Raw genomic sequence first — 22,746 nt, 5'->3', positions numbered from 1 at the left:
GCGGCGGGGGCGGGGGCGGGCGGCCGGGGGGGGGGGGGGGGGGGGGGGGGGGGGGGGGGGGGGGCGCGCCCCCCCCCCCCGGGGGGGGGGGGCCGCCCCGCCCCCCCGGCCCCCCCCCCCCCCCCCCCCGTGCGCGCTGTCGCGGCCTCAGGGCTTGAGCACCAGGGTGTTCTCGGTCGCGCCCTTGACGGCCTTCTCGCTGTACGCCCAGGGGAGCGTCTCCCCGTCGGCCCACTTGTCGGTCTGGTCGGTGTAGTGCGCGCTGTAGGCGTGCCCGGAGGCGCCGGTGAGGTTGATCCAGCGGGACTTGTCGAGGTCGTCGAGGTTGACGATCATGCGCATCGACGGAACCCACACGACGCCGTAGCCGCCCGCCGCGTTCCAGCCCGTCGCGTTGACGGCCGCCTCGCCGCCGCCGAGCTTCCACGGTCCGCGGTTGAGCAGGTGCTGGAGGAACCCGGGGCCCTCCGTGCCGAGCGTCTGGTTCTTCAGCGTCAGCTCGTGCAGCCGGCCCCAGTTCCAGCTGTCGATGTCCTTGCCCAGCTTGGCCGTCAGCTCCCAGCGGGCGTCCTGCATGGCCCGGCCGAACAGGCCGTCGCGGGTGTTGATCTCCGGCTTGTTGCGGCTGCCGGGCACCTTCCACCAGTCGTTGTCCTGGTCCTTGAGGATCTGCCGCACGACCTCGAACCAGCGGTCGCCGCCGTCCGGCTGCGCCGTGTCGGCGTCCCGCTGTCCGCATTCGCGTACCCGCTGGTCCTCGTCCACGGGGCCCGTCGTGTTGACCGGTTCGACGTTGAGGCACTGCCCCTTGACGCGGACCTCCTTGGGCATCTTGTTGCCGAAGGCGAGCTTGAGGACGTTGCGCCACACCGCGTTGAAGTACGCGGCCGCCGCCGAGTCCGGCTCCTGCGTGTAGTCCCAGCCCTGGAGCAGGTTCTGCGCCTCGCGGACGTAGGGGTCCTTGACGTCGATCTTGAGGAGGTACGGCGTCAGCAGGCGGGCGATCTCGCTGCTGTTGTCCATCTGCATCGTGCGCATGTCGTCCGTGGAGATCTTCCCGCCGTCCTTGATCTTGGACTTGATCAGGTCGGTGATGCGCTCGCTGCGGGTGCCGTAGCCCCAGTCGGTCGTCAGCTGGTACGGGTACGCGTCCTGGTCGACGACGGCCTGGTTGGCGGTGACGATGTAGCCGCGCTCCGGGTTGTACTCCCAGGGCAGCTCGCTCTGCTTGATGTAGCCGGTCCACCGGTAGTCCGCGTCCCAGCCCGGCGCCGGGAGCGAACCGTCGTCGCCCTTGGGGCGGGTAGGGATGCGGCCGGGCGCCTGGTAGCCGATGTTGCCCGCGGTGTCGGCGTAGATCAGGTTCTGGGAGGGCACCTCGAACTGCGCCGCCGCCTTGCGGAACTCGCTGAAGTTCTCCGCCCTGTTCAGCGAGAACACGGCGTCCATGGAGTTGCCCGGGTCCAGCGCCGTCCAGCGCAGCGCGACTCCGTAGCCGTCGCCGCGGTCCGGCGCCACGTTGGCCACGGGCGCCCTCTTGCCGACCTTCGCGATCTCCTTGTCCCGGTCGGAGACGAGGGGCCCGTTGTTGGTCTCGCGGACCGTGATGACCTTGTCCGTGCCGCCCGCGACCTTGATGGTCTCCTTGCGGGTCTTGAACGGCAGGGTCTTCCCGTCGTACTGGTAGCCGTCCGAGGTGACCTTCTCCAGGTACAGGTCGGTGACGTCGGCGCCCAGGTTGGTCATGCCCCAGGAGATGTTCTGGTTGTGGCCGATGACCACGCCCGGCATCCCCGAGAACGTGTATCCCGTGACGTCGTACTGGCACTTCGCGGACACCGACCGGCAGTGCAGGCCCATCTGGTACCAGACGGACGGCAGCTGCGGGGACAGGTGCGGGTCGTTGGCCAGCAGCGGCTTGTTCGTGGTGGTGTGCGCGCCGGAGACGACCCAGGAGTTGGAACCGATGCCGTTGCCGTTGGGGCCGAACACCGCCGGGACCCGCTCCAGGGCGTCGGACAGGCCGGCGAGCTGACTGCTGATGCCCTGCGCGTCACTCTGACCGGTGGAGCCCTGGACACTCGTGCCCTGGCCCCCCTGCTCGCCGGAGCCGGTGGTTCCGGATTCCGTGGTGCCGGAGGGGTTCGAACCGTCGGTGTTCTCAGAACCGCCCGAACCGGCGGTCGCGCTCCCGTCACCCGCGACGCCCGAACCGGTGTCACCGCCGGAGGGGTCCGTGCCGGTGGAGCCGGGAGGCTCGGTGAGGCCGCCGGACTTCAGGTCGGGGTCGAACTCGCCGGTGGCCGGGTCGATCCCGCCGCCCTGGATGATCGGCTTGTTCTTGTCGTAGGGGTACTGCGGGTACAGCTGCTTGATCTGCTTGGCGCTCAGCCGGCTCGTCATCAGCGAGCGGTCGATCTCGTCCTGCATGTTGCCGCGCAGGTCCCAGGCCATCGCCTTGAGCCAGGCGACCGAGTCGACCGGCGACCACTTCTGCGGCTTGTAGTCGTTGGTGAAGCCCAGAGCGGCGTACTCCAGCGAGATGTCCTTGCCGTCCTTGCCGCTCAAGTAGGCGTTGACGCCCCGCGTGTACGCCTGGAGGTACTTCTTCGTCGAGGCGGAAAGCTTCTTGTCGTACTCCTGCCGCGCGACCCGCTGCCAGCCGAGCGTGCGCAGGAAGGCGTCGGTGTCGACCTGGCTGTCGCCGAACATCTCGGAGAGCCGGCCGGAGGTGGTGTGCCGGCGCACGTCCATCTCCCAGAAGCGGTCCTGGGCCTGGACGAAGCCCTGGGCCATGAACAGGTCCGCGTCGGAGTCCGCGTAGATCTGCGGGATGCCGTAGGAGTCACGGCGTACGTCGACGGGACCCGACAGCCCCTTCAGGGTGATGCTCCCCGTGGTCTGGGGGTACGAGGCACGGACCGTGCTCACACCCCAGTAGGAGCCGTAACCGATGCCCGCGATGACAGCCAGCACCAGGACGATCACGATGAGGCGGGCTCGACGCCCCTTCTTCTTGCCGGACTTATGACCGGAAGAGGCGGTTGTATTCGCGGGCATCGCTGTCCTTGCTGTCCTTCGAGCGGCCGAGCGGGCTGAGTCGTCCGGGCTGATTGTCACGGAACGCTGGAGCAACCATAGGCGCAGAGCCCGCAGCCCCCTGACGCGGACCGGCTCCTCCCGCCCTCCGGGGAGCGCTTCGGGACCGCTGCGCGCGGGGGCCGGGAAGAGAGGGCGGGGGAGCTTGTTGTCCCTTCCGTCACCCCTTCTCCGGTACATCGCGGTCGTTTCGCCACCCCGCCGCACCCGAGCGGCGGCCGGCCGGTGCGGCGGACGAGATCCACGAGAGGCATCAAGAAAGCGTTAACGATTAGGTAAGGTAACGAAGTAAACAGGTAGGGCGTCGATCCGCGGCGGCCTGTTCCACGCGGAAGGATTCGGCCCCTGACTGTCGACCACCTCAACCAGCTCCTGTTCGTCTCCGCGGTCGTCCTGCTCGTGGCCGTCGCCGCCGTGCGCGTCTCCTCGCGCAGCGGCCTGCCCAGCCTGCTCGTCTATCTCGGCATCGGCGTCGCGATGGGCACCGACGGCATCGGCGACGTGTCCTTCAACAACGTGCGGCTGACCCAGGTCATCGGCTACGCCGCGCTGGTGGTGATCCTGGCCGAGGGCGGTCTGGGCACCAAGTGGAAGGAGGCCAGACCCGCGCTGCCCGCCGCCGCCCTGATGTCGACCCTCGGCGTGGGCGTGAGCGTCGGGATAACGGCCGTGGGGGCGCACTACCTCGTGGGGCTGGAGTGGCGTCAGGCGCTCATCATCGGTGCCGTCGTCTCCTCCACCGACGCGGCCGCGGTCTTCTCGGTGCTGCGCAAGGTCCCGCTGCCGTCCCGGATCACCGGGGCGCTGGAGGCCGAGTCCGGCTTCAACGACGCCCCCGTCGTGATCCTGGTAGTGGCCTTCTCCACGGCGGGCCCGGTCGAGCACTGGTACGTACTGCTCGGCGAGATCGCCCTGGAGCTGGCGATCGGGGCGGCGGTCGGGCTCGCGGTCGGCTGGCTGGGGGCCTTCGGGCTGCGGCACGTCGCGCTCCCCGCCTCGGGCCTGTACCCGATCGCCGTGATGGCCATCGCGGTGACCGCCTACGCGGCCGGGGCCATGGCGCACGGCAGCGGGTTCCTCGCGGTGTACCTCGCCTCGATGGTGCTGGGCAACGCGCGGCTGCCGCACTGGCCCGCCACCCGGGGGTTCGCCGAGGGGCTGGGCTGGATAGCGCAGATCGGGATGTTCGTCCTGCTCGGCCTGCTGGTCACCCCGCACGAACTCGCCTCCGACATCGTGCCGGCGCTGGTCGTGGGACTCGTCCTGACGCTGGTCGCGCGGCCCCTTTCGGTCCTTCTGAGCCTGCTGCCGTTCCGGCGGCCCTGGCGCGAGCAGGCGCTCATGTCCTGGGCCGGCCTCCGCGGCGCGGTCCCCATCATCCTGGCCACGATCCCGATGGTGGCGGGGATCAAGGACAGCCGGCACATCTTCAACATCGTCTTCGTGCTCGTGGTCGTCTACACCCTCGTCCAGGGGCCGACGCTGCCGTGGCTCGCGAAGCTGCTGAAGCTGGGCAACCCCGCCGGGGCGGCCGATCTGGGCATCGAGTCCGCGCCGCTGGAGCGGCTGCGCGGCCACCTGCTGTCGGTGTCCGTGCCCGAGGAGTCCCGGATGCACGGCGTGGAGGTCAACGAACTGCGGATGCCGAAGGGCTCGGCGGTCACCCTCGTGGTGCGCGAGGGGGCGAGCTTCGTCCCCTCGCCGACGACGACGCTGCGGCGCGGCGACGAGCTGCTCGTCGTCGCGACCGACCCGGTGCGGGACGCCGCCGAGGCCCGGCTGCGGGCCGTCGCCCGGGGCGGGAAGCTCGCCGGATGGCTGCGGCTCCCGGAGGAGGGCGCCCCGCGCTCGTCCCTGCGCAAGATCCAGCCGGGCGGGCCGGCGTCCGCCCGTGCCGCGGGGCCCGCCTCCGCCCGCCCGGACAGCCGTAAGGACAGCCGTGCCCACGTCCGCGAGGCCGGGCCCCGCGAGCCGGACGCCCGGCCGGAGCCGGTGGGCGCGCCGGGGACGCCGGACAACGCCCCAGGGGTACCGGTGGAGGACGTCCTTCGGGGGACCGCGGATAGCGGAGGGGGCGCTTCCGCTTCGGGCTCCGCGTCCACGGACGGTGGTCCCCTGGAGGGCTCCTTGGACAGCTCGGTGCGGCGCATGGGCGCCGGCGGCGGGGCGTCCTCGCGCAGCGGTCTGGCGGCTCAGGTCCCGACCGTTCCCGAACGCCGCGACGGGGAGCGCGAGCCGCAGGCGCCGGTGGAGAGCGACGGGGAACGCGACCCGGCCTGAACCGGCATACGATGGGCGGGCAATGATCGACCAACTCTGCCTGACGCAGAGCTGGCGCGACCGTATGGCGGCTGTGACGCCCTTGCCGTGGGCGGACCGGCATCTACCGCAGTTCCGCGCAAGAGGACAGCTCTCGGCGCCCCTCAGGGGTGCTACCAGGCGGCAGAAAGGCTTGGGCCGTGGAATCCACGGTCACCTCCGCTTCGCCCGACGCCGGCGCGGACAACGGCTCCCGCCCCGGATACGGCTCCTTGCTCCGCACCCCCGGTGTCGCCGGTTTCCTGCTGTCGGGCTTCGCCGCCCGGCAGCCTTTCGGCATGCTGACCATGGCGCTCGTCGTCCTGGTCGAGCACACCACGGGTTCGTACGGCACCGCCGGTGCCGTGGCGGCGGTCACGGGTGTCTCCATGGCGGTGTTCGCCCCGCAGAGCGGCCGGCTCGCCGACCGCCTCGGCCAGCGCGCCGTACTGGTGCCCGGGGTGCTGCTGCACACGGCATCGGTCGCGGCCCTCACGACGCTGGCCCTGACCGGCGCCCCCCTGTGGTCGCTGTTCGTCCTGGCGGTGCCCACAGGCGCCTCGGTGCCGCAGATCGGGCCCATGGTGCGCTCGCGCTGGGCGGCCAGGCTCGGGAACTCACCGCTGCTGCCGACGGCGGCCGCCTTCGAGTCCGTCACCGACGAGTTCACCTTCGTGATCGGGCCGGTGCTCGCCACCGCCCTGTCCTCGGGCTGGCACCCGGCCGCCGGACTCGTCGCCGAGGGGGTCCTGACCCTCGTCGGAGGGCTGCTGTTCGCCGGTCAGCGCGCGGGCCGGCCCGCCGCCGGGACGCCCGGACCGGCCGTCGGCACGGACCGCCGCCCCGCCCCCGCGCGGCGGGTCTCCGCCCTGTCGGTCCCGGGCGTACGCGTGCTCGCGGCGGCGTTCGTCGGGATCGGCGTGGTGTTCGGCGGGATGCAGGTCTCGCTGACCGCCTTCGCGGAAGAGGCGGGTCATCCCGGGATCAACGGGCTGCTCTACGGGGTGTTCGCCTCGGGCAACATGATCGCGGGCGCCGCCGTGGGCGCGCTGGCCTGGAAGCGGCCCGCGCACCGGCGGCTGCTGACCGGCTACACGGCGCTCGCGCTGGCGGCCTCCACCCTGTGGACGATCCACTCCGTTCCGCTGTTCGCCGTGGTCGGCTTCGTGACCGGCTTGTGCATCGCCCCGTCCCTCATCACCGGGTACACGCTGATCGACACCCTGGTGCCGGCCTCGGCGCGTACGGAGGCGTTCACCTGGCTCACCGGCGCGGTCGCCCTGGGCCAGGCGGCGGCCGTGACGGTGTCCGGGAAACTCGCGGACGGGCACGGGGCGAGCGCCGGTTTCCTGGTCCCCGCGGCCGGGACGGTCCTCGCGCTGGCCATCCTCGTGGCCCTGCGTTCCCGCCTGGTGCCGGCCGCGTCGAGTCGTACCGTTGCACGTGGTATCGGTCACCGCGCGCCGTCAGCAGTGGACTGAAACCGCGGAATACGTCACTATGGATCGTCGTTAGCACTCATCGAGTAAGAGTGCCAGGAGGAAGCAAGTGCCGACGTACCAGTACCAGTGCACCGAGTGCGGCGAGGGCCTTGAGGCCGTCCAGAAGTTCACCGACGACTCGTTGACCGTGTGCCCCAATTGCGATGGCCGCCTGAAGAAGGTGTTCTCGGCCGTCGGCATCGTCTTCAAGGGCTCCGGCTTCTACCGCAACGACAGCCGCGGCGCGTCGAGCAGCAGCGCCCCCGCCGCCAAGTCGTCCGCGTCGGAGTCGTCGAGCACCTCGTCCTCCTCGTCCGAGAAGAAGTCGGAGTCGTCCTCGACGTCCTCCGCCTCCTCGGACACGAAGAAGAGCGCCTCCTCGTCCTCGGCGTCCACGGCGGGCTCCGCCGCCTGACCCCGCCTCCGTGTGCGCCCCGCCCTCTCCCGGGGGCGGGGCGCACACGTGTGTCCGGATAATGTGCCGCCATGCCCAACAACACACAGGCGCCGTCCGCGGAGATCGGGGTCATCGGCGGGTCCGGTCTCTACTCGTTCCTCGACCACGTCACCGAGGTGACGGTCGACACCCCCTACGGCGCCCCCAGCGACTCCCTGTTCCTGGGCGAGGTCGGCGGACGGCAGGTGGCCTTCCTGCCCCGGCACGGCCGTTCCCACCATCTGCCGCCGCACCGCATCAACTACCGGGCGAACCTGTGGGCGCTGCGCTCCGTCGGGGTGCGGCAGGTCCTCGGCCCGTGCGCGGTGGGCGGGCTGCGCCCCGAGTTCGGGCCGGGAACGCTGCTGGTCCCGGACCAGTTCGTCGACCGTACGAAGAGCCGCGCGCAGAGCTACTTCGACGGGGTGCCGCTGCCCGACGGGACGATCCCGAACGTCGTGCACGTCTCCCCCGCCGATCCCTACTGCCCCGCCGGACGGCGCGTGGCGATCGGGGCGGCCGGCCGGCACGGCTGGGAGGCGGTCGACGGCGGCACCCTCGTCGTGGTGGAGGGCCCCCGGTTCTCGACCCGCGCCGAATCGCGCTGGCACGCCGCTCAGGGCTGGTCGGTGGTCGGCATGACCGGGCATCCGGAGGCGGTCCTCGCGAGGGAACTGGAGCTGTGCTACACCTCGCTGACCCTGGTGACCGACCTCGACGCGGGCGCGGAGAGCGGTGAGGGCGTCTCGCACGACGAGGTGCTGAAGGTCTTCGCCGCGAACGTCGACCGGCTGCGGACGGTGCTCTTCGACGCGGTGGCCGCGCTCCCCGCCACCGAGGACCGCGACTGTCTGTGCGTGGGGGCCCTGGGCGGCCTCGCGCCGGGGATCGCGCTGCCGTAGCTGGTAGCGGGTAGCGGGTAGCGGGCCATTTCGCGGTGCCGGGGAGGGGGCTGCCGTCTTGGGAAGCGGTAGATAGGTAGGTAGGCAAGTAGGTAGGCGGGCGGGCGGTGGGCGGCGCGGAATTCCTCCTTCGAGTGAGGGGATTTTTCGCGAACAGTCGGTTGTCCACAGGTCTGAGCGGGTGGGGACGGATCGGGGCAGAGTGAGGGGCGTCCGTCGCGCGAATGCGGCGGAGTGGCCGCTTCCCCGGCCCGTCGCCCGGCGCGGCGCGGCTGCGGAATCTTTCGCGAAGGTCGGTGCCCCTCATGCCCGTGTCCTCCCCGCCCCTGGTCTCCCCCGTGGCTTCCTCCAGCCCCCCGCCTCCCCTTCTCCCGCCCCTCCCCGACGCGCCGCGTGCTCCTTCCGGGCATCGGCCCCTGTCTCCCGCGGGTGTCTTCCCCGAACCTCGCGTCCCGCTGCGGGAGGCGCCACCGACCGGGACGGTCCCCCAGTTCCCTCCCCTGAGGCCACGACGGAGCGGATGGGGCCGGGGGCGGCTCGGGCGGCACCGGGGAAGGCTGGCCGGGGGCTGTCTCGTCCTGGCGGCCGCCGCTGCCTCACTGGCCCCGCCCGGAGGCGGAGACACGCGCCCCGGCCCGCCCGGCCCGGCCGCGCGACAGCGGCCGGCGGTGACGTGGGTGACGACCGCGGTACGGATCGCGGAACCGGCGGCCCTGCGCCTGCTACGGCCGAGCGCGCGGGTCGACGTGATCGCGACCGCTCCGGGGGACACCGCCCGCCGTCCCCGGGTGGTCGCCTCGCGGGCCCGCGTGGTGGAGGTGCCGGGAGATGCCGCCGCGGACGTTTGGGGTGGGGCGGCGGAGGACAGGCGCTTGGGCGTAGCCGGTGGCGGGGCGGTCGTCGTTCTCTCGGTGCCCCGGGCTACGGCGGTGGCACTGGCGGGAGCGGCCGTGACGTCCTCGCTGGCGGTGGTCCTGTGCTGAGGGAACGCGCCCACGGCTTCGGCCCCATGCCGGCCCGAGCCGCGTCAAGTCCCTCGTACGAGGGAAGCGACTGGACACCGGCACGGACCCCTGCCGTAGGTTGCGGAGCTGTTTGCTCCTACCAACATCCGTACGCAGAAGGACTTCTGGGTGAGCGAGAACAGCAAGTCGAGCGTGTGGGAGGGCTTCAAAGCCTTCCTGATGCGTGGCAATGTCATCGATCTGGCGGTCGCGGTGGTCATCGGCGCCGCCTTCACCAACATCGTCAACGCGGTGGTGAAGGGGGTCATCAATCCGCTGGTCGGCGCGTTCGGCACCCAGGACCTGGACAAGTACAGCTCGTGCCTGAAGGCCCCGTGCACGACGAACTCGGCCGGCGAGACCGAGGGCATCCGCATCCTGTGGGGGACGGTCCTCAGCTCCACGCTGACCTTCCTGATCACGGCGGCGGTCGTGTACTTCCTGATGGTGCTGCCGATGTCGAAGTACCTGGCCCGGCAGGCGGAGCGCAGGGCGGCGAAGTACGGGGCGCCGGAGGAGGCGGTGGAGACCACCGAGCTGGACGTCCTGAAGGACATCCGGGACGAGCTGATGGCGCAGCGGGCCGCCCGCGAGGGCCGCGCCCCGGGACAGAACGGCCCGGGGGCCCTGGGCGATCCCTTCGGCGGGGCGACCCCCGGCGAGCGCGATCCCGGCGGCTCCTCCCCGAGCGACCCGAGCGACCCGGGACACGGCCCGGGAGGGCTCGGCAAGGGCTGACGCGGCGCGACCGCGGGCCGGCGCCCGGCGGGTCCGAGGCGCCGACCGGTCCGCCCGGAAGCCGCTGCGTACGGACGGCCTCACGAGTGCGTCCCGCCGGGCGGTGCCGGCGACGGTCTCAGATGTGGTGCGGGGGCTTCTCGTCGAGGAAGCGGGCCAGGTCCGCCGCCGAGGCGGTGGAAGGCGTGGGGCGCTCTCCCCAGCCCCGGTCGCTGTCGTCGGCCGAGCGTCCGGACAGGGGGTCGGCGAAGTCGAGGGCGGCCTTGGCCCGGCGTACCGCCTCCGCCGCGGCCTCGGGGCGGTCCGCCTCGGTCGGGGCGCCCGCCCCGGGGGCGTCCTCACCCGCCGAGGTGGCGCCCGTCGACGTGTGGCCCGTCTCCTCGGAGGCGGGCCGGGGGGCCGGGGCGTCCTGGGCGGATGCGGCGGGCTGCTGGCGGGGCGTGCTCATTCCTCCAGCGTACGTCCGCGCGGGGCGCGGGCGTCGCCCGTGGCGGCGCGAGCACCCGCCCGTAAGCCCGGCGAAGGCGCCCTGCGCGCCACTGGACTCACGGAGCGGGCAGCGCCCACGGACGGCAGAAGGGTGAGGGCACCCGCCACCGACCGCCTCTTCCCGGCGCCGAGCTCCGCCCCACCCCGTCCAGACCGTTCCCGGCCGACGGTGGAGAGGGGCCGAGTGGGGCTCAGGTGACAGGCGGGCGCACGGGAGTCGCGGGCCCCCGGCGCGGCCCTCCCGGGCAATCGCACACGTGTCCAGACGCGTACGACGGCGTGTCAGCTTCCGTACAGGCGTGCCGTCTTCCGCCGGGACGGCGGGAAGCGCTACGTTCCGAGCGTTGTGTTCCGCCTTGGAGAATACGACGAGGGCATGTGCGGGAACTCCGCTCAGTCTTCGTACGTTTTCCTGATTCCCGGACATGATGTCCGACCGAAGGGCTACGGTATGCACCCACAAGGTGACATGCAGCAACGCCGGGAGATGCCTTGAGCGTTCCGTACGAGACACCTGAGCCGCCGGAGGGCCCCGTCGCGCGGCTCCTGGGACGTGCCCTCAACTCATTCGAGCTGCCCGACGACACGCTGTCGCTGCTCAACACCACTCTCGCGTACGACAGTTCGCTGCATTCCGCCCACCACAGCGCGAGTACGCACCACGAAACCTACCGGCACTGCTGGTTGCTCCCCGACGGGGGTGCGCTGACGCTCTGGGAGCTGGTGCACCGCACGGTCCCGGAGTCGGAGACGCAGCACGAGATCTACGCGACCGCGGAGGAGGCGGCCGGTGCGGCGGCGCGCTGGTCCTACGGCCCCGTCGAATGGGAGACCGTCACCGCGAGCGACGACCTGGGCCTCGTGGTCCACGTGGCCGAGGAGGACTTCGGCCCGCAGCGGGACTACGCGCCCGACGACTCCGCCGACCACGCGCGCCGGCTGCTGCGCCGGGCGGAGAACACGGACCGTCCGCGTGAGGACATCGCGGTGCTCCTGCACTCCGCCTTCGCCCACGAGATCACCCAGGCGTTCACGCGGCCGGGCCTGCGTGAAGCCTCCGGGATCGGCTTCGCGCTCTACGAACACGCCTTCCTGCTGCTGGACGGGACGGAGCTGTCGCTCTGGGAGGTCGAGCACACCGCGACCCCGGACCGCCGGCACATGTGCGAGGTGTACGAGACGGAGACGGAAGCACACGAGGCGATGGAGCGCCGGGCCAGGGTCCTCTGAGGCCCGGTCCGTCACCCCCGGTCCGTCACCCCCGGCCCGCACGCCCGACCCCGGCCCGCACACCCGGAAGCGGAGGCGCCCCCGGAAGCGGACGCGCGGTCTCAACGCGGGACGCGCGGCCTCGACGCGGGACGCGCGGCCTCGACCCGAAACGCGTGCGTCCTGCGGACGCATCGCGGCCGGTAGCGCGTGATGCCGTTGACACGACGTCAGCCGTCAACCGTCCTCAGGCGCACGGCCTTTCGTCCGGCCTCTGTCGCTGTTTCCCCGTCCATCCTCAGCCGCGGCGCTCGCCGTCCGGCCTTCGCCGCAGCGTTCCTCGTCGCCTGGCTCCGACCTCAGTCGGCTCCGACCTCAGCCGGCTTTGGCCTCAGTCGGCTCCGACCTCAGCCGCGCTGTTCGTCGCCCAGTTGGCGAACGAGGCCGGCGAAGGCGGCGCGTTCGTCCGGGGTGAGGTCGACGTGCTCCGTGGCGGGGACCGACTGGCGGGGGATTCCGCCGCGCGGGGGTGTGGGGCGGACGGCGCGCCAGTCGACCGGCTCGAACCGGTCCCGGCGGGCGAACCGGACGCGGCCCGCGATCCATGCGGCGGTCGCCACGAGGAGGGCGGCCACGCCTATCTGCTGAACGACCGAGACATTTTGGGGCATGGGCTCAGTAGACCTCACTCAAGTGGACCGATGGTAGGAAAAATCGGTTCTTGCACTCCGAAGTGATGCATCTCCTCTGCCACTTGTGCCCCGATTCAGGCCCTAAAACGCCAAAACGGCCCAGAACAGCCAAAAGGGCCCGTGCGCGGTGGCGCAGGCCCTGACGGCTCACCCCGGAAGGGGTTGCTGGGACTCCGGTGGCGGGGCGGCGGCGGCCGCTCAGGCCGCCGCGTCGAACCCGGTGTCGTGTGCCAGCTTCTTCAGCTCCAGCAGTGCGTGCTTCTCTATCTGACGGATGCGCTCACGGGTCAGTCCGTGCTGCTTGCCGACCTCGGTGAGGGTGCGCTCGCGGCCGTCGTCGATGCCGTACCGCATCTTGATGATGGAGGCGGTGCGTTCGTCGAGCCGGCCGATGAGGTCGTCCAGTTCCTCACTGCGCAGCAGGGTCATGACGGACTGCTCGGGGGAGACGGCGGAGGTGTCCTCCAGGAGGTCGCCGAACTGCGTCTCGCCCTCGTCGTCCACGGACATGTTCAGGGAGACCGGGTCGCGGGCCCAGTCCAGGACGTCGGAGACGCGCTCCTGGTTGGAGCCCAGCTCCTTGGCGATCTCCGCGTGGTCCGGCTCGCGGCCGTGCTCACGGTTGAACTCGCGCTGGACCCTGCGGATGCGCCCCAGTTCCTCCACGAGGTGGACGGGCAGCCGGATGGTGCGGGACTGGTCCGCGATGGAACGGGTGATGGCCTGGCGAATCCACCAGGTCGCGTAGGTGGAGAACTTGAAGCCCTTGCGGTAGTCGAACTTCTCGACCGCGCGCACCAGGCCGGCGTTGCCCTCCTGGATGAGGTCGAGCAGCGGCAGGCCGCTGCGCGGGTAGCGACGGGCCACGGCCACGACCAGGCGCAGGTTGGAGCGGATGAAGACGTCCTTCGCCCGCTCGCTCGCCTCGACGAGCGCTTCGAGCTCCTCGCGGGAGGCGTCCTCGGCGCTCTTGCTCTCGGCGGTTCCGTCGAGGATCTGCTGGGCGAAGACGCCCGCCTCGATGGTCTGCGACAGCTCGACCTCCTTCGCGGCGTCGAGCAGTGGTGTACGCGCGATCTCGTCGAGGTACATGCCGACCAAGTCGCGGTCGGCGATCTCCCCGCTCGTGGAACGGGCGCCGCTTGTCCCCCGGGTCTCTCCCCCGGAGCCCGAAGCCCGGGATGTGCTCCCCACAGCGGACTTACGACGGGCGACGGCACGGGTTGCCATGCGTGCTCCCTTGCGATGGTGGGTGGTCGTGCTCCCTGCGGATGCCGCACCCCTCCCACGACCTCACGGTCGCGGCCGGAGTGCTTCACCCTCGCGGGTGCCCGGCATCTGAAGGAAACAACGACTGTAATCAGGACAGAATTCCCCCCGGCGACATCAATCTTTGGGATCATGCAGTACCCTGTCCGGCCACATGGAGGCGAGATGTCCCTATCGTCCACAGAAACGCAGGTCAGAACCGGGAGCGAAGCCGACATCGGGCAGCTCACCGACCTCTACAACCACTATGTGCGCGAGACGCCCATCACGTTCGACACGCGGGCCTTCTCGCCGGAGGAACGCCTGCCGTGGCTTCTCGCGCACCCGCCGCGGGGACCGTACCGGCTTCTGGTGGCGGTGGCCGGGGAGCGGATACTCGGGTACGCGACGAGCAGCCCCTTCCGGCCGAAGCCGGCGTACGCCACCTCGGTGGAGGTGAGCGTGTACGTGCGGCCCGGGGAGGGGCGGCGCGGCGTCGGCTCGCTGCTGTACGAGGCGCTCTTCGCGGCGCTGGAGGGCGAGGACTTGCACCGGGCCTACGCCGGGATCGCCCTGCCGAACGAGGCGTCGGTCGCCCTGCACGAGCGATTCGGCTTCCGCCACCTCGGCACGTACGCCGAGGTGGGGAGGAAGTTCGGCCGCTACTGGGACGTCGCCTGGTACGAGCGGGCGCTGGGCTCGTGAGGGGCGGGGGCGACGTCGCCCGTCGTACGGTCCGGCCGGCTCAGAGGGCGCCGAGGTCGGCGGCGTACCACTGCTCGGGCCGCATCCGGAAGGTGACGAGGCCCTCGGAGGGGTCGCCGGTGGCGCCGGTGCGCTCCACGTAGGCGCGGGCCCTGTCCGGGGGCAGGTAGCGCGCGGCCACGGTGGCGACGTCCTCGGAGGTGGTGGGGGCGGAGCCGACGACGGGGCCCTCGACGGAGACGTAGCGGTAGGTGGGCTCGGTGCGCTGCACCAGCAGGGTGAACCGTCCCGCCCGGCCCACCAGCCTGGCCTTGAGGGAGTCGGCGCCGGTGAAGACGCGCAGGTCGCCGTCGTCGCCGCGCCAGTACCAGACGGGCACGTTCAGGGGCCCTCGGTGGTCGGCGCGCCTGGCCACGGCGATGCCCGCGACGTGGGACTCGGCGAGGAAGGCGTCTCGATCCGCTGCGCTCAGTGACACTGCTGCTCTCCCAGGGGCTGGACCGGCCGGGCCCGCCACGACGCGGCTCGGCTCGGGCCGCCCCAGTGTCGCCGCTCACCGCGGTCCGGCCAAGGACCTAGGACCACAGACCGTTATCCCGCGGTCACGGACGGCCTAGCGTTCCCCGCATGCTCACTACAGGCGGGACAGACGGGGAACACCCCGAGGGCACGCGGAACGAGCCACGCGGAGCGCGGGGCGGCCCCGGCCGGCCGGGGCCGCGGCGGGGCCGACGGCGCACGGCACGCCGGCACGCCGGGCGACGGCACGCTGGACGAGGCCCTGGAGCGGCTGCACGCGGCGGGCCCGGAGCGCGAGGGGTGGCTGAGCAACCACGCGCCGATGGCGGTGGAGGCTCTCGTACGGGGCGGGCAGGCGGAGCGGGTGCACCGGTGGATCGACCGCTACCGGCCGAAGCTGGAGGACATGCCCGCCCCCTACGAGAGGGTCACGGAGCTGAACTGGCGGGAGGCGCTGGGTGATCCGCGCCGGATCGGTGACTGGTCGGCGTACTTCGCGGGGCGGCTGGCGTGGGAGCCCTGGCGGGACGTGCTCGCCCTCTGGTGGCCGCGGCTGCTGCCGGGGATCACGGGCGGCGCCACGCACCCCGTCATCCGGACGGGCCACGCCGTGCGGACGCTGCTGGAGGACGAGGCGCGGTCCCCGGGCGCGGCGGCGGGGCCCGGGGGCGGGGCGCTCGACCCGCGGCGCGCGGAGCTGGGGCAGGCGCTCGGCTACTGGGCGGCGCGCAGCGCGCCGCTGCCCGCGCTGAGCGTGTTGCCCCCCGCGCGGGACGCGGACGGGGCGCTGGCGGCCGTGCCCGGCGTCGAGCGCCGAAGCGGCGGCGTCCGGGAGCGGCTGGCGCGGGTGCGGGGGCTGCCGGCCTGGCCCGAGAGGCGGCCCGCCACCCCGGAGGAGGCCGCCGGGCGGCTGCGGGAGCTGGTCGCGGCGGCGGTGCACCGGTACGCGGCCCACGGGCACGGGGAGCCCGTCATGCTGGTGCACGCGGCGACGGCCCCCAACGCCGTACTGCGCACTCTGCCCGCGCTGCCGCGCCGTTTGTGGACCGCGAGCGTGGACGCGGCGTGGTCGGCGAGCGGGGCGGTGACGGCCGCCTACGAGGTCCCCGGTCCCGGCGGGGCCGGGGCCGCGCTCCTGGCGGAGGCGTTCGGGCTGAGCGCGCGGGAGCTGTTCGCCCGCGCCGCGGCCCACGGCGACGAGCACGCCGTGAAGTTCGCGGACACGGCGCTCGACGTGGGCGGTCCGCGCGCCGGGGCGGCGGCCCTGCGCTCGCTCGCCCTCATCGAGCCGCTCGGCTGAAACCGGAATCCGGGGGGGGTGCGCGATCCGGATCGGGGGCGACGACTCAGCCGACCGCGATCCGGATCGGGGGCGACGACTCAGCCGAACTGGACGGAGCGTTTGGCCAGTCCCATTTAGAAGCCGTCGATGACGCTGCGCCGGGTGTCGAGTTCGCCGGTGACCTCGGCCGCTCCCAGGGTCACGAAGAGGGGGGCGAAGTGTTCGGTACGGGGGTGGGCGAGCTGTCCGGCCGGGGACTTGTGGCGGAAGTCGAGGAGCGCGTCGACGTCTGCGCCCTCCAGCGCGCGCTTCCCCCAGTCGTCGAACTCGGAGGACCAGTCCGGTACGCCGCCGCGGTGCCGCAGGGCGGCGAGGTTGTGCGTGAAGAAGCCGCTGCCGACGATGAGCACGCCCTCGTCCCGCAGCGGCGCGAGGACACGGCCGACGCCCATCAGCGTCTCGGGGTCCAGCGTCGGCAGGGAGATCTGGAGCACCGGGACGTCGGCCTCCGGGTACATCTCGACGAGGGGGACGTACGCGCCGTGGTCGAGGCCCCGGTCCTCGACGTCCTGCACGGGCAGCCCGGCACCGCGCAGCATCCCGCGCACCGACTCGGCGAGCCCGGGGGCGCCCGGGGCGCCGTACTGGACGGCGTAGTAGTGCTCGGGGAAGCCCCAGAAGTCGTAGACGAGGGGCAGCGTCCGCGTGGCGCCGATCGCGAGCGGGCCCTCCTCCCAGTGCGCGGACACCATGAGGATCGCCCGGGGCCGCGGCAGCGCGGCGGACCAGGCCGCCAGCTCCCCGGGCCACACCGGGTCGTCGGCGAGCGGGGGCGCGCCGTGGCTGAGGTAGAGGGCGGGCATGCGCTCAGGGGCGGGGGCGGACATCACGGTGCTCCTTCGGCGGGCGGACGACCGGCGCGTGGGACCGGACGTCTTTATTTGAAGTATCAAGTTCTTCGGTGTCCGAGGCTACGCCAGCATTGTTTAAGCTTCAATAAGATCGGTTTCGCGGTCGAGTACGGAAGAAGCACGGGATGACGACGGAGACGACGACGGAACACGTGACGCGGGCCGACGAGGCGGACGGGACGGCGCGGGCCGACGGGACGGCGCGGGCCGACGGGACGGCGGGAGGCCCACCGGCCGGCGCCGACGGCGCCGAGGAGCGCGGCGAGGCGGCGCGGGGCGCGACCCGCTGGCTCACGGACGAGGAGCAGGCGGTCTGGCAGGCGTATCTCCAGGCCAGCACGCTGCTCGACGACTACCTGGACCGCCAGTTGCAGCGGGACGCGAAGATGCCGCACGTCTACTACGGGCTGCTGGTGCGGCTGTCGGACGCGCCGGGCCGGCGCCTGCGCATGACGGAACTCGCCTGCCACGCCAAGATCACCCGCTCGCGCCTCTCGCACGCCGTGGCCCGGCTGGAACGCAACGGATGGGTCCGGCGGGAGGACTGCCCCTCGGACAAACGAGGCCAGTTCGCGGTGCTGACCGAGGACGGCGCGGGGATGCTGCGGCGCAGCGCCCCCGGCCACGTCGCCGCCGTCCGGAGCGCCCTGTTCGACCGGCTCACCCCGGAACAGCAGCGTTCCCTCGGCGAGATCATGGGCGTCATCGCCCAGGGCCTCCAGCCGGACGGGAGCGGCGGACGCCCGGACCTGCCGTGGCTGCGCTGACGCGGCGGACACCGGCGGCCGCGGTGCACCGCCCCTGGCTCCCGTAGCGCCCTCGACGCCCCTGGACCGGCCCCCTTGGCGCCCGCGCGCCGTACGCCCCACGCCGCCGGCCCCCGTACGGAACAGTCCGTACGGGGGCCGGCGGCGTGGCACTGACGAGGCTGACGGAAGGGGGCCGCGCCCCAGAAGCGCGCCTCCCGTGGCGCCGGTGGGCTCAGCGCGCTTTCCCACGTGCGAGCGGTGCGCTCAGCGCGCTTTTCCACGTGCGAGCGGTGCGCTCAGTGCGCGATGACCGGCACCGCCAGGTCCTCGGCCGACTCCTCGGCCGTGGAGCTGTCCGAGCCGCCCCCCTTGGCGACGGCCGGTCCCGCGCCCTGGGCCCGCGTGTTGACGAGGGTCAGAGCGAGGGTCGCGGCGACGGCGAGGATGCCGACCGCCCACCAGATGGCGTGGCTGTAGCCGTCCACGAGGGCCTGCGCCTGCAGGAGCTTCGGGGCGGTTCCGTCGCCCGCGTGCGAGGTCAGGTACGCCGTGGTGGCCGAGGCCGCGATGGTGTTGAGGAGGGCGGTGCCGATCGCTCCGCCGACCTGCTGCGAGGTGTTGACCATGGCGGAGGCCACTCCCGCGTCCCGGGGCTGCACGCCGTGCGTGGCCAGGGACATGGCCGGCATGAACGCGGTGCCCATGCCGAGGCCCAGCATCAGCTCGGCCGGCAGCACGAGGGAGGCGTAGCCGGAGTCGATCTCCATCTGCGTCAGGAGCAGCATGGCGAGCGCGGCGAGGATGAACCCGGGGCCCATGAGCAGGCGCGGGGAGACCCTCGTCATGAGGCGGGCGCCTATCTGGGTCGAGCCCGTGATCATGCCCGCGACCATCGGCAGGAAGGCGAAGCCGGTCTTGACCGGCGAGTACCCCTTGACGACCTGGAGGTAGAAGGTCAGGAAGAGGAACAGGCCGAACATCGCGATGATCGCGAGGCCGAGCGAGAGGTAGACCCCGCCGCGGTTGCGGTCGGTGACGACCCGCAGCGGCAGCAGCGGCGCCTTGACGCGGGACTCGACGAGCAGGAACGAGCCGAGCAGGACGACGGCCGCGACGAAGGACCCGATGGTGGTCGCGTCGCTCCAGCCCGCGGACTCGGCGCGGGTGAAGCCGTAGACGAGGGACACGAGGCCCAGCGTCGACAGCAGTACGCCGGGGATGTCGAGCGAGGAACGGTTGCGGCTGCCGGCCGGTTCGCGGATCACGAACCACGCGCCGAGGAGGGCGACGACCGCGAAGGGCACGTTGACGAAGAAGGTCCAGCGCCAGTTCAGGTACTCGGTGAGGAAACCGCCGAGGATGAGACCGACGGCCCCGCCGCCACCGGCGATGGCGCCGTAGATGCCGAACGCCTTGGCGCGCTCCTTGGCCTGGGTGAAGGTCACCGCGAGCAGGGAGAGCGCGGCGGGCGCGAGCAGCGCGCCGAACACGCCCTGGAGCGCGCGGGAACCGAGCAGCATGGCCTGGCTGGTCGCGGCGCCACCGAGCGCGGAGGCGAGGGCGAAGCCGACGAGGCCGGTCATGAAGGTCCGCTTGCGGCCCCACAGGTCGGCGATCCGGCCGCCGAAGAGGAGGAGTCCGCCGAAGGCGAGCGCGTAGGCCGTGATGACCCACTGACGGTTGCCGTCGGAGATGCCCAGGTCGGTCTGGGCGCTGGGCAGCGCGATGTTCACGATCGTCGAGTCGAGAACGACCATCAGCTGGGCCAGCGCGATGAAGACGAGCGCCTTCCAGCGCCTGGGGTCAGGCCCTTCGGCCTCGGCCGGCAGGGGGCCGGAACGCTCGGTACGGAGTGTGTCTGACATGGGGATATCCACCTTGGGACGCTCGTGGAACGCCTTCCCGGACGCGGCGGCCGGGCGGGCACACCGTTCGGGAGGCGCGAAGAGATCAGGACGGTAAAAGGTCAGGACGGCAGAGAGGCGGGGCGAGGACGGGAAGAGGAGAGGCCCCCGGTACGCGTGCGCGACGTCATTGTGCGGCAACAGCGTTACGGGTCACGAGTAACGGATGACGAGTTACGGAAGTCGCGTACGACCGGACGGCGTTCGGCCACCCCGCCACCACGAAACCCTCGCGGCGGGGCATGACGCGCGTCAACTGGATTGTCGCGGACGGGCGTTCGGGTTACGGGCGATCAACTGCCTCGCCTCTGAGCGGTAGTCGAAGCCCCAGTGGTGGACGTTCCACTACTGGTGGCCCCTGTGGTCGCGACGCCGGTGGCTCCGGTGTCGGTGGTTCGGCTGGTGACGGACGTTCGAGTAATTCCGGGTGTTCGAGTGGTACCGGGCGTGCCGGGTGGTCGAGTGTGCCGGGTGTACGAGTGGTGCCGGGTGTCCGGTCGAGGGGCGGCCTGTACGGTCCGGTCGGCCGGGTCCGCCCTCGTTCACGCCCGGCGGAGTTCCTCCAGGGTCGCTGCGGTACCCGGCAGGACCGAGCGGGCCGGGGCCCGCAGTCCGTCCAGGAAGAGTTGGAGATGGCGGTGGGCGAAGCGGTCGCTGTCCACACAACTGCACCCCGGCAGGGGCCTGGTGAGCTGGGACAGGGCCATCATCAGGTCACCGACGCCGATGTCGGGACGCAACTGGCCCGCCTCCCGCGCACGCCCCATGACCGCCCCGACACCGGATTCGAGCCGGAGCCGCGCGGCGAGCACGTCGGGGTGCTCCATGTCGACGGTGACCGAGAGCAGTGAGCACAGCGCGCCCACCCGCTCCTCGACGGCCATGTGCGCGAAGCCGCACAGCGCCTCGAAGGGGTCGGCGCCCTCCAGCGCCTCCTCCGCGCGCCGCGAGGCCCGGTCCATGACGGACAGGACGGCCCGCCGCATCAGCTCGGCGCGGTCGTGGAAGTGGCGGTAGACGGTCGCGTTGCCCACGCCGGCCCGCCGGGCGACCTCGTCGAGCGAGATGTCGGCACCGTACTCGACGGCCATTTCCCGGGCCGCCTCGACGATGCGTTCACGGTTGCGCAGCGCGTCGGCGCGGGGGCGGACGGCGCGACGGGGCCCGTCGGTCCCGCACGCGGCGTCACCGCGACCGGCTCCGTCGCACTCCTCGGTACCGGCACGAGTGCCGGGTGCGGCACCCGCGACGACCTGAGTGGCCACCATGACGTCCTCCTCCTTCACCGACATCGCCGCTAAATCGTTCATCCAGTCGTTCATCCGCTCGTTCATCCGCTCGGCCGAAGCGGGGACTCACTCCCCGCCTCGCTCCGACACGAATCCAAACGGGGAGAAGGTCCCCGGATATTTCCCCGAGCCGCTGTGAGCCGGGTCACAGCCGGACCACCGATCGGCCGCATCCCGCGCGCGCCTCACGAGTACTGACCCGAGGCTGAGCTATGAGGGAGCAGCCTCGCAGGTCAGGAAGGTGGCTGCCGCGAACGGAGGGCCGGACGCATGCCGCCGACCAACGGGCCGCACTCCCCTTCGGGACCGGTACGCCGGCCGTCCACCGGCTCCGCGGACGCCACCGCGGCGGACGGACCCGGCACCCGCCACGCCCTCCGCGGCTCCGGACGGCGGCCGCGCGACGCGCGCCGCCGGGCCCGCCGGGCCCACGCCCGCCGGGGCGCCGCCCTGGCCTCGCTGACCACGCTGGCCGTCGCCGTCACGATGAGCACGTCGGGGGGCGGGGGCCTCGCGGCGGAGGGGCGGTCGGCGGCGGGCCCCATCTCCTCGGGCCGGCACGCCTCCCCCGAGACCTGCATGATCAGCGGCCCGCTGGGCGTGCAGATGTCGGAGGGGCTGCCCACGGCGCCCGGGTACACGCGGTCCACGGGCACGGTACGGGCCCTGAACCTGATGATCGACTTCTCGGACGCGCCGGGCGAGGGCACGGCACGGGAGCGGCTCGCGGAGTTCTTCCCGAGGACGACGAAGTGGTTCCGGACGAGTTCCTACGGCCGGCTGGACTACCGTCCGCAGGCCCCGGTGCGGGACTGGCTGCGCATGCCGAAGCCGTTCGCCGCGTACGGGATAGAGCGCGGGGCGCCCTTCGAGCCGGGCTACCGCAAGCTCGTACGCGATCTGGTGGCGACGGCGGACCCCCTGGTCGATTTCAGCAAGTACGACCTCGTCAACGTCCTGGTGACCCCGAACGCCGGCCCCTCCGCCCTGGACACCGTGCTGTCGGTGACCTTCGCCGGAAACCACGAGGCGCCGGTCGCGGACGGCACCCCGCTCGCCAACACGTCCTTCGTCTACAGCCGCCAGGACGACGGTTCGGGAAGCTACGGGAAGACCGGCTACCGCGTCCTCCCGCACGAGAACGGCCACGTCTTCGGCCTGCCCGACCTGTACACGCAGGACGGCGGCGGGGCGGCCGGCCACTGGGACATCATGAGCGAGGACTGGGGCTCCAACAACGACCTCCTGGCCTGGCACAAGTGGAAGCTGGGCTGGCTCGACGACGATCAGGTGGGCTGCGCGGCCTCGGGCGGCACCGCGCGGTACGACGTGCTGCCGCTGCCCTCGTCGAAGAAGGGCGACAAGCTGGTCTTCGTCCCGCTGTCGGCCACCTCGGGCCTCGCGATGGAGGTGCGCACCCGCTCCGGCAACGACGAGGCGGTCTGCCGCCCCGGCGTGCTCGTGTACCGCGTGGACACGGACGTCGACACCGGCCGCGGCCCGATATCCGTGTTCGACTCCACGAAGGACAGCGGCGGCTGCACCCGCCGCCCCAACGTCCACGCCGAACTCTCCGACGCCCCGTACACCCCCGGCCAGACCTTCACCGACAAGGCGAGCGGCACGACGATGAAGGTGCTCGGCGAGGGACGCGACGGGGGGTACCGGGTCGAGGTGCGGCGGAAGTAGCGCCACGGCTGTGCCGGTACGGCGGCGGGTGGACCGGCTTCCGCTCCACGTCCGCGAGCGGACGGGACGTGGAGCGCGCGACCGCGACGACGCCCGGGACCG

The 22,746-nt window shown here is 72.3% G+C and carries 18 protein-coding genes and 1 pseudogene; 11 read left to right on the top strand and 8 right to left on the bottom strand.

Annotation, left to right across the window (positions count from 1 at the left end):
• Nucleotides 1–147: 147 nt before the first annotated feature.
• Nucleotides 148–3,060, bottom strand: a complete 2,913-nt coding sequence (locus ACFYMP_RS07305; protein ID WP_388851885.1) for a penicillin acylase family protein — start codon at nucleotides 3,058–3,060, stop codon at nucleotides 148–150.
• 411 nt (nucleotides 3,061–3,471) lie between these two features.
• Here ACFYMP_RS07305 and ACFYMP_RS07300 point away from each other — a divergent pair.
• The 6 genes and pseudogenes from ACFYMP_RS07300 to mscL all read left to right on the top strand — a co-directional run.
• Nucleotides 3,472–4,920, top strand: a pseudogene (locus tag ACFYMP_RS07300) (potassium/proton antiporter); the annotation flags it as partial.
• Nucleotides 4,921–5,558: 638 nt separating this feature from the next.
• Nucleotides 5,559–6,878: an MFS transporter gene (locus tag ACFYMP_RS07295; protein ID WP_388851882.1), complete on the top strand. Its 1,320-nt coding sequence runs from the start codon at nucleotides 5,559–5,561 to the stop codon at nucleotides 6,876–6,878.
• Nucleotides 6,879–6,945: 67 nt separating this feature from the next.
• Nucleotides 6,946–7,293, top strand: coding sequence for an FmdB family zinc ribbon protein (locus tag ACFYMP_RS07290; RefSeq protein ID WP_388851879.1), 348 nt, complete (start codon nucleotides 6,946–6,948; stop codon nucleotides 7,291–7,293).
• 71 nt (nucleotides 7,294–7,364) lie between these two features.
• Nucleotides 7,365–8,216, top strand: a complete 852-nt coding sequence (locus ACFYMP_RS07285) for an S-methyl-5'-thioadenosine phosphorylase (protein ID WP_388851876.1) — start codon at nucleotides 7,365–7,367, stop codon at nucleotides 8,214–8,216.
• Between the two features lie 677 nt (nucleotides 8,217–8,893).
• On the top strand, nucleotides 8,894–9,199 hold the full coding sequence (locus ACFYMP_RS07280) for a hypothetical protein (RefSeq protein ID WP_388851873.1): 306 nt from the start codon (nucleotides 8,894–8,896) through the stop codon (nucleotides 9,197–9,199).
• A gap of 150 nt (nucleotides 9,200–9,349) precedes the next feature.
• On the top strand, nucleotides 9,350–9,958 hold the full coding sequence (gene mscL / locus ACFYMP_RS07275) for a large conductance mechanosensitive channel protein MscL (RefSeq protein WP_388851870.1): 609 nt from the start codon (nucleotides 9,350–9,352) through the stop codon (nucleotides 9,956–9,958).
• A gap of 118 nt (nucleotides 9,959–10,076) precedes the next feature.
• Here mscL and ACFYMP_RS07270 read toward each other — a convergent pair whose 3' ends face one another.
• On the bottom strand, nucleotides 10,077–10,406 hold the full coding sequence (locus tag ACFYMP_RS07270; protein WP_388851867.1) for a hypothetical protein: 330 nt from the start codon (nucleotides 10,404–10,406) through the stop codon (nucleotides 10,077–10,079).
• Nucleotides 10,407–10,939: 533 nt separating this feature from the next.
• Here ACFYMP_RS07270 and ACFYMP_RS07265 point away from each other — a divergent pair.
• The gene (locus tag ACFYMP_RS07265) at nucleotides 10,940–11,677 is read left to right on the top strand and encodes a DUF6227 family protein (protein ID WP_388851864.1); all 738 of its coding nucleotides are present in this window, start codon (nucleotides 10,940–10,942) and stop codon (nucleotides 11,675–11,677) included.
• Nucleotides 11,678–12,063: 386 nt separating this feature from the next.
• Here ACFYMP_RS07265 and ACFYMP_RS07260 read toward each other — a convergent pair whose 3' ends face one another.
• Together ACFYMP_RS07260 and ACFYMP_RS07255 are read right to left on the bottom strand one after the other, a co-directional pair.
• A complete protein-coding gene (locus ACFYMP_RS07260; RefSeq protein WP_388851861.1) occupies nucleotides 12,064–12,327 on the bottom strand; it encodes a hypothetical protein in 264 nt (87 codons plus the stop codon).
• Between the two features lie 219 nt (nucleotides 12,328–12,546).
• Entirely contained in the window at nucleotides 12,547–13,578 is a 1,032-nt protein-coding gene (locus tag ACFYMP_RS07255) for an RNA polymerase sigma factor RpoD/SigA (RefSeq protein WP_388851858.1), read from the bottom strand.
• Nucleotides 13,579–13,782: 204 nt separating this feature from the next.
• On the opposite strand from ACFYMP_RS07255, the gene ACFYMP_RS07250 reads away from it, so the two are divergent.
• Nucleotides 13,783–14,301: a GNAT family N-acetyltransferase gene (locus ACFYMP_RS07250; protein WP_388851855.1), complete on the top strand. Its 519-nt coding sequence runs from the start codon at nucleotides 13,783–13,785 to the stop codon at nucleotides 14,299–14,301.
• Between the two features lie 40 nt (nucleotides 14,302–14,341).
• Here ACFYMP_RS07250 and ACFYMP_RS07245 read toward each other — a convergent pair whose 3' ends face one another.
• On the bottom strand, nucleotides 14,342–14,779 hold the full coding sequence (locus ACFYMP_RS07245; RefSeq protein WP_388851852.1) for a pyridoxamine 5'-phosphate oxidase family protein: 438 nt from the start codon (nucleotides 14,777–14,779) through the stop codon (nucleotides 14,342–14,344).
• 291 nt (nucleotides 14,780–15,070) lie between these two features.
• Here ACFYMP_RS07245 and ACFYMP_RS07240 point away from each other — a divergent pair, with 291 nt between their 5' ends.
• Entirely contained in the window at nucleotides 15,071–16,120 is a 1,050-nt protein-coding gene (locus ACFYMP_RS07240; protein WP_388852290.1) for a questin oxidase family protein, read from the top strand.
• A gap of 116 nt (nucleotides 16,121–16,236) precedes the next feature.
• Here the strand turns inward: ACFYMP_RS07240 and ACFYMP_RS07235 are convergent, their stop codons facing one another.
• A complete protein-coding gene (locus ACFYMP_RS07235; RefSeq protein WP_388851849.1) occupies nucleotides 16,237–16,989 on the bottom strand; it encodes a DODA-type extradiol aromatic ring-opening family dioxygenase in 753 nt (250 codons plus the stop codon).
• A 149-nt stretch (nucleotides 16,990–17,138) separates the two neighbouring features.
• Between ACFYMP_RS07235 and ACFYMP_RS07230 the strand changes: the two genes are divergently transcribed.
• Nucleotides 17,139–17,780 carry a MarR family winged helix-turn-helix transcriptional regulator gene (locus ACFYMP_RS07230; protein ID WP_388851846.1) on the top strand — a complete coding sequence of 214 codons (642 nt, stop codon included), beginning with the start codon at nucleotides 17,139–17,141 and terminating at the stop codon, nucleotides 17,778–17,780.
• Between the two features lie 278 nt (nucleotides 17,781–18,058).
• Here ACFYMP_RS07230 and ACFYMP_RS07225 read toward each other — a convergent pair whose 3' ends face one another.
• The gene (locus tag ACFYMP_RS07225; RefSeq protein WP_388851843.1) at nucleotides 18,059–19,627 is read right to left on the bottom strand and encodes an MFS transporter; all 1,569 of its coding nucleotides are present in this window, start codon (nucleotides 19,625–19,627) and stop codon (nucleotides 18,059–18,061) included.
• A gap of 581 nt (nucleotides 19,628–20,208) precedes the next feature.
• Nucleotides 20,209–20,988 (bottom strand): TetR/AcrR family transcriptional regulator, encoded by a 780-nt coding sequence (locus tag ACFYMP_RS07220; RefSeq protein WP_388851840.1) that lies wholly within the window; start codon nucleotides 20,986–20,988, stop codon nucleotides 20,209–20,211.
• Nucleotides 20,989–21,225: 237 nt separating this feature from the next.
• Between ACFYMP_RS07220 and ACFYMP_RS07215 the strand changes: the two genes are divergently transcribed.
• Complete coding sequence (locus ACFYMP_RS07215) at nucleotides 21,226–22,644, top strand: M6 family metalloprotease domain-containing protein (protein WP_388851837.1); 1,419 nt, start codon at nucleotides 21,226–21,228, stop codon at nucleotides 22,642–22,644.
• Nucleotides 22,645–22,746 lie beyond the last annotated feature (102 nt).

This window comes from Streptomyces sp. NPDC007088, assembly GCF_042869355.1.
Taxonomy (GTDB): Bacteria; Actinomycetota; Actinomycetes; order Streptomycetales; family Streptomycetaceae; genus Streptomyces.
Note: the sequence above shows the minus strand (reverse complement) of the source record. Positions and strands in the feature narration are given on the sequence as shown.

Coding starts and splice junctions, on each gene's coding strand:
- ACFYMP_RS07305 (WP_388851885.1), bottom strand. CDS start 3,060: ATGCCCGCGAATACAACCGCCTCTTCCGGTCATAAGTCCGGCAAGAAG.
- ACFYMP_RS07285 (WP_388851876.1), top strand. CDS start 7,365: ATGCCCAACAACACACAGGCGCCGTCCGCGGAGATCGGGGTCATCGGC.
- ACFYMP_RS07270 (WP_388851867.1), bottom strand. CDS start 10,406: ATGAGCACGCCCCGCCAGCAGCCCGCCGCATCCGCCCAGGACGCCCCG.
- ACFYMP_RS07260 (WP_388851861.1), bottom strand. CDS start 12,327: ATGCCCCAAAATGTCTCGGTCGTTCAGCAGATAGGCGTGGCCGCCCTC.
- ACFYMP_RS07255 (WP_388851858.1), bottom strand. CDS start 13,578: ATGGCAACCCGTGCCGTCGCCCGTCGTAAGTCCGCTGTGGGGAGCACA.
- ACFYMP_RS07250 (WP_388851855.1), top strand. CDS start 13,783: ATGTCCCTATCGTCCACAGAAACGCAGGTCAGAACCGGGAGCGAAGCC.
- ACFYMP_RS07235 (WP_388851849.1), bottom strand. CDS start 16,989: ATGTCCGCCCCCGCCCCTGAGCGCATGCCCGCCCTCTACCTCAGCCAC.
- ACFYMP_RS07230 (WP_388851846.1), top strand. CDS start 17,139: ATGACGACGGAGACGACGACGGAACACGTGACGCGGGCCGACGAGGCG.
- ACFYMP_RS07225 (WP_388851843.1), bottom strand. CDS start 19,627: ATGTCAGACACACTCCGTACCGAGCGTTCCGGCCCCCTGCCGGCCGAG.
- ACFYMP_RS07220 (WP_388851840.1), bottom strand. CDS start 20,988: ATGAACGACTGGATGAACGATTTAGCGGCGATGTCGGTGAAGGAGGAG.
- ACFYMP_RS07215 (WP_388851837.1), top strand. CDS start 21,226: ATGCCGCCGACCAACGGGCCGCACTCCCCTTCGGGACCGGTACGCCGG.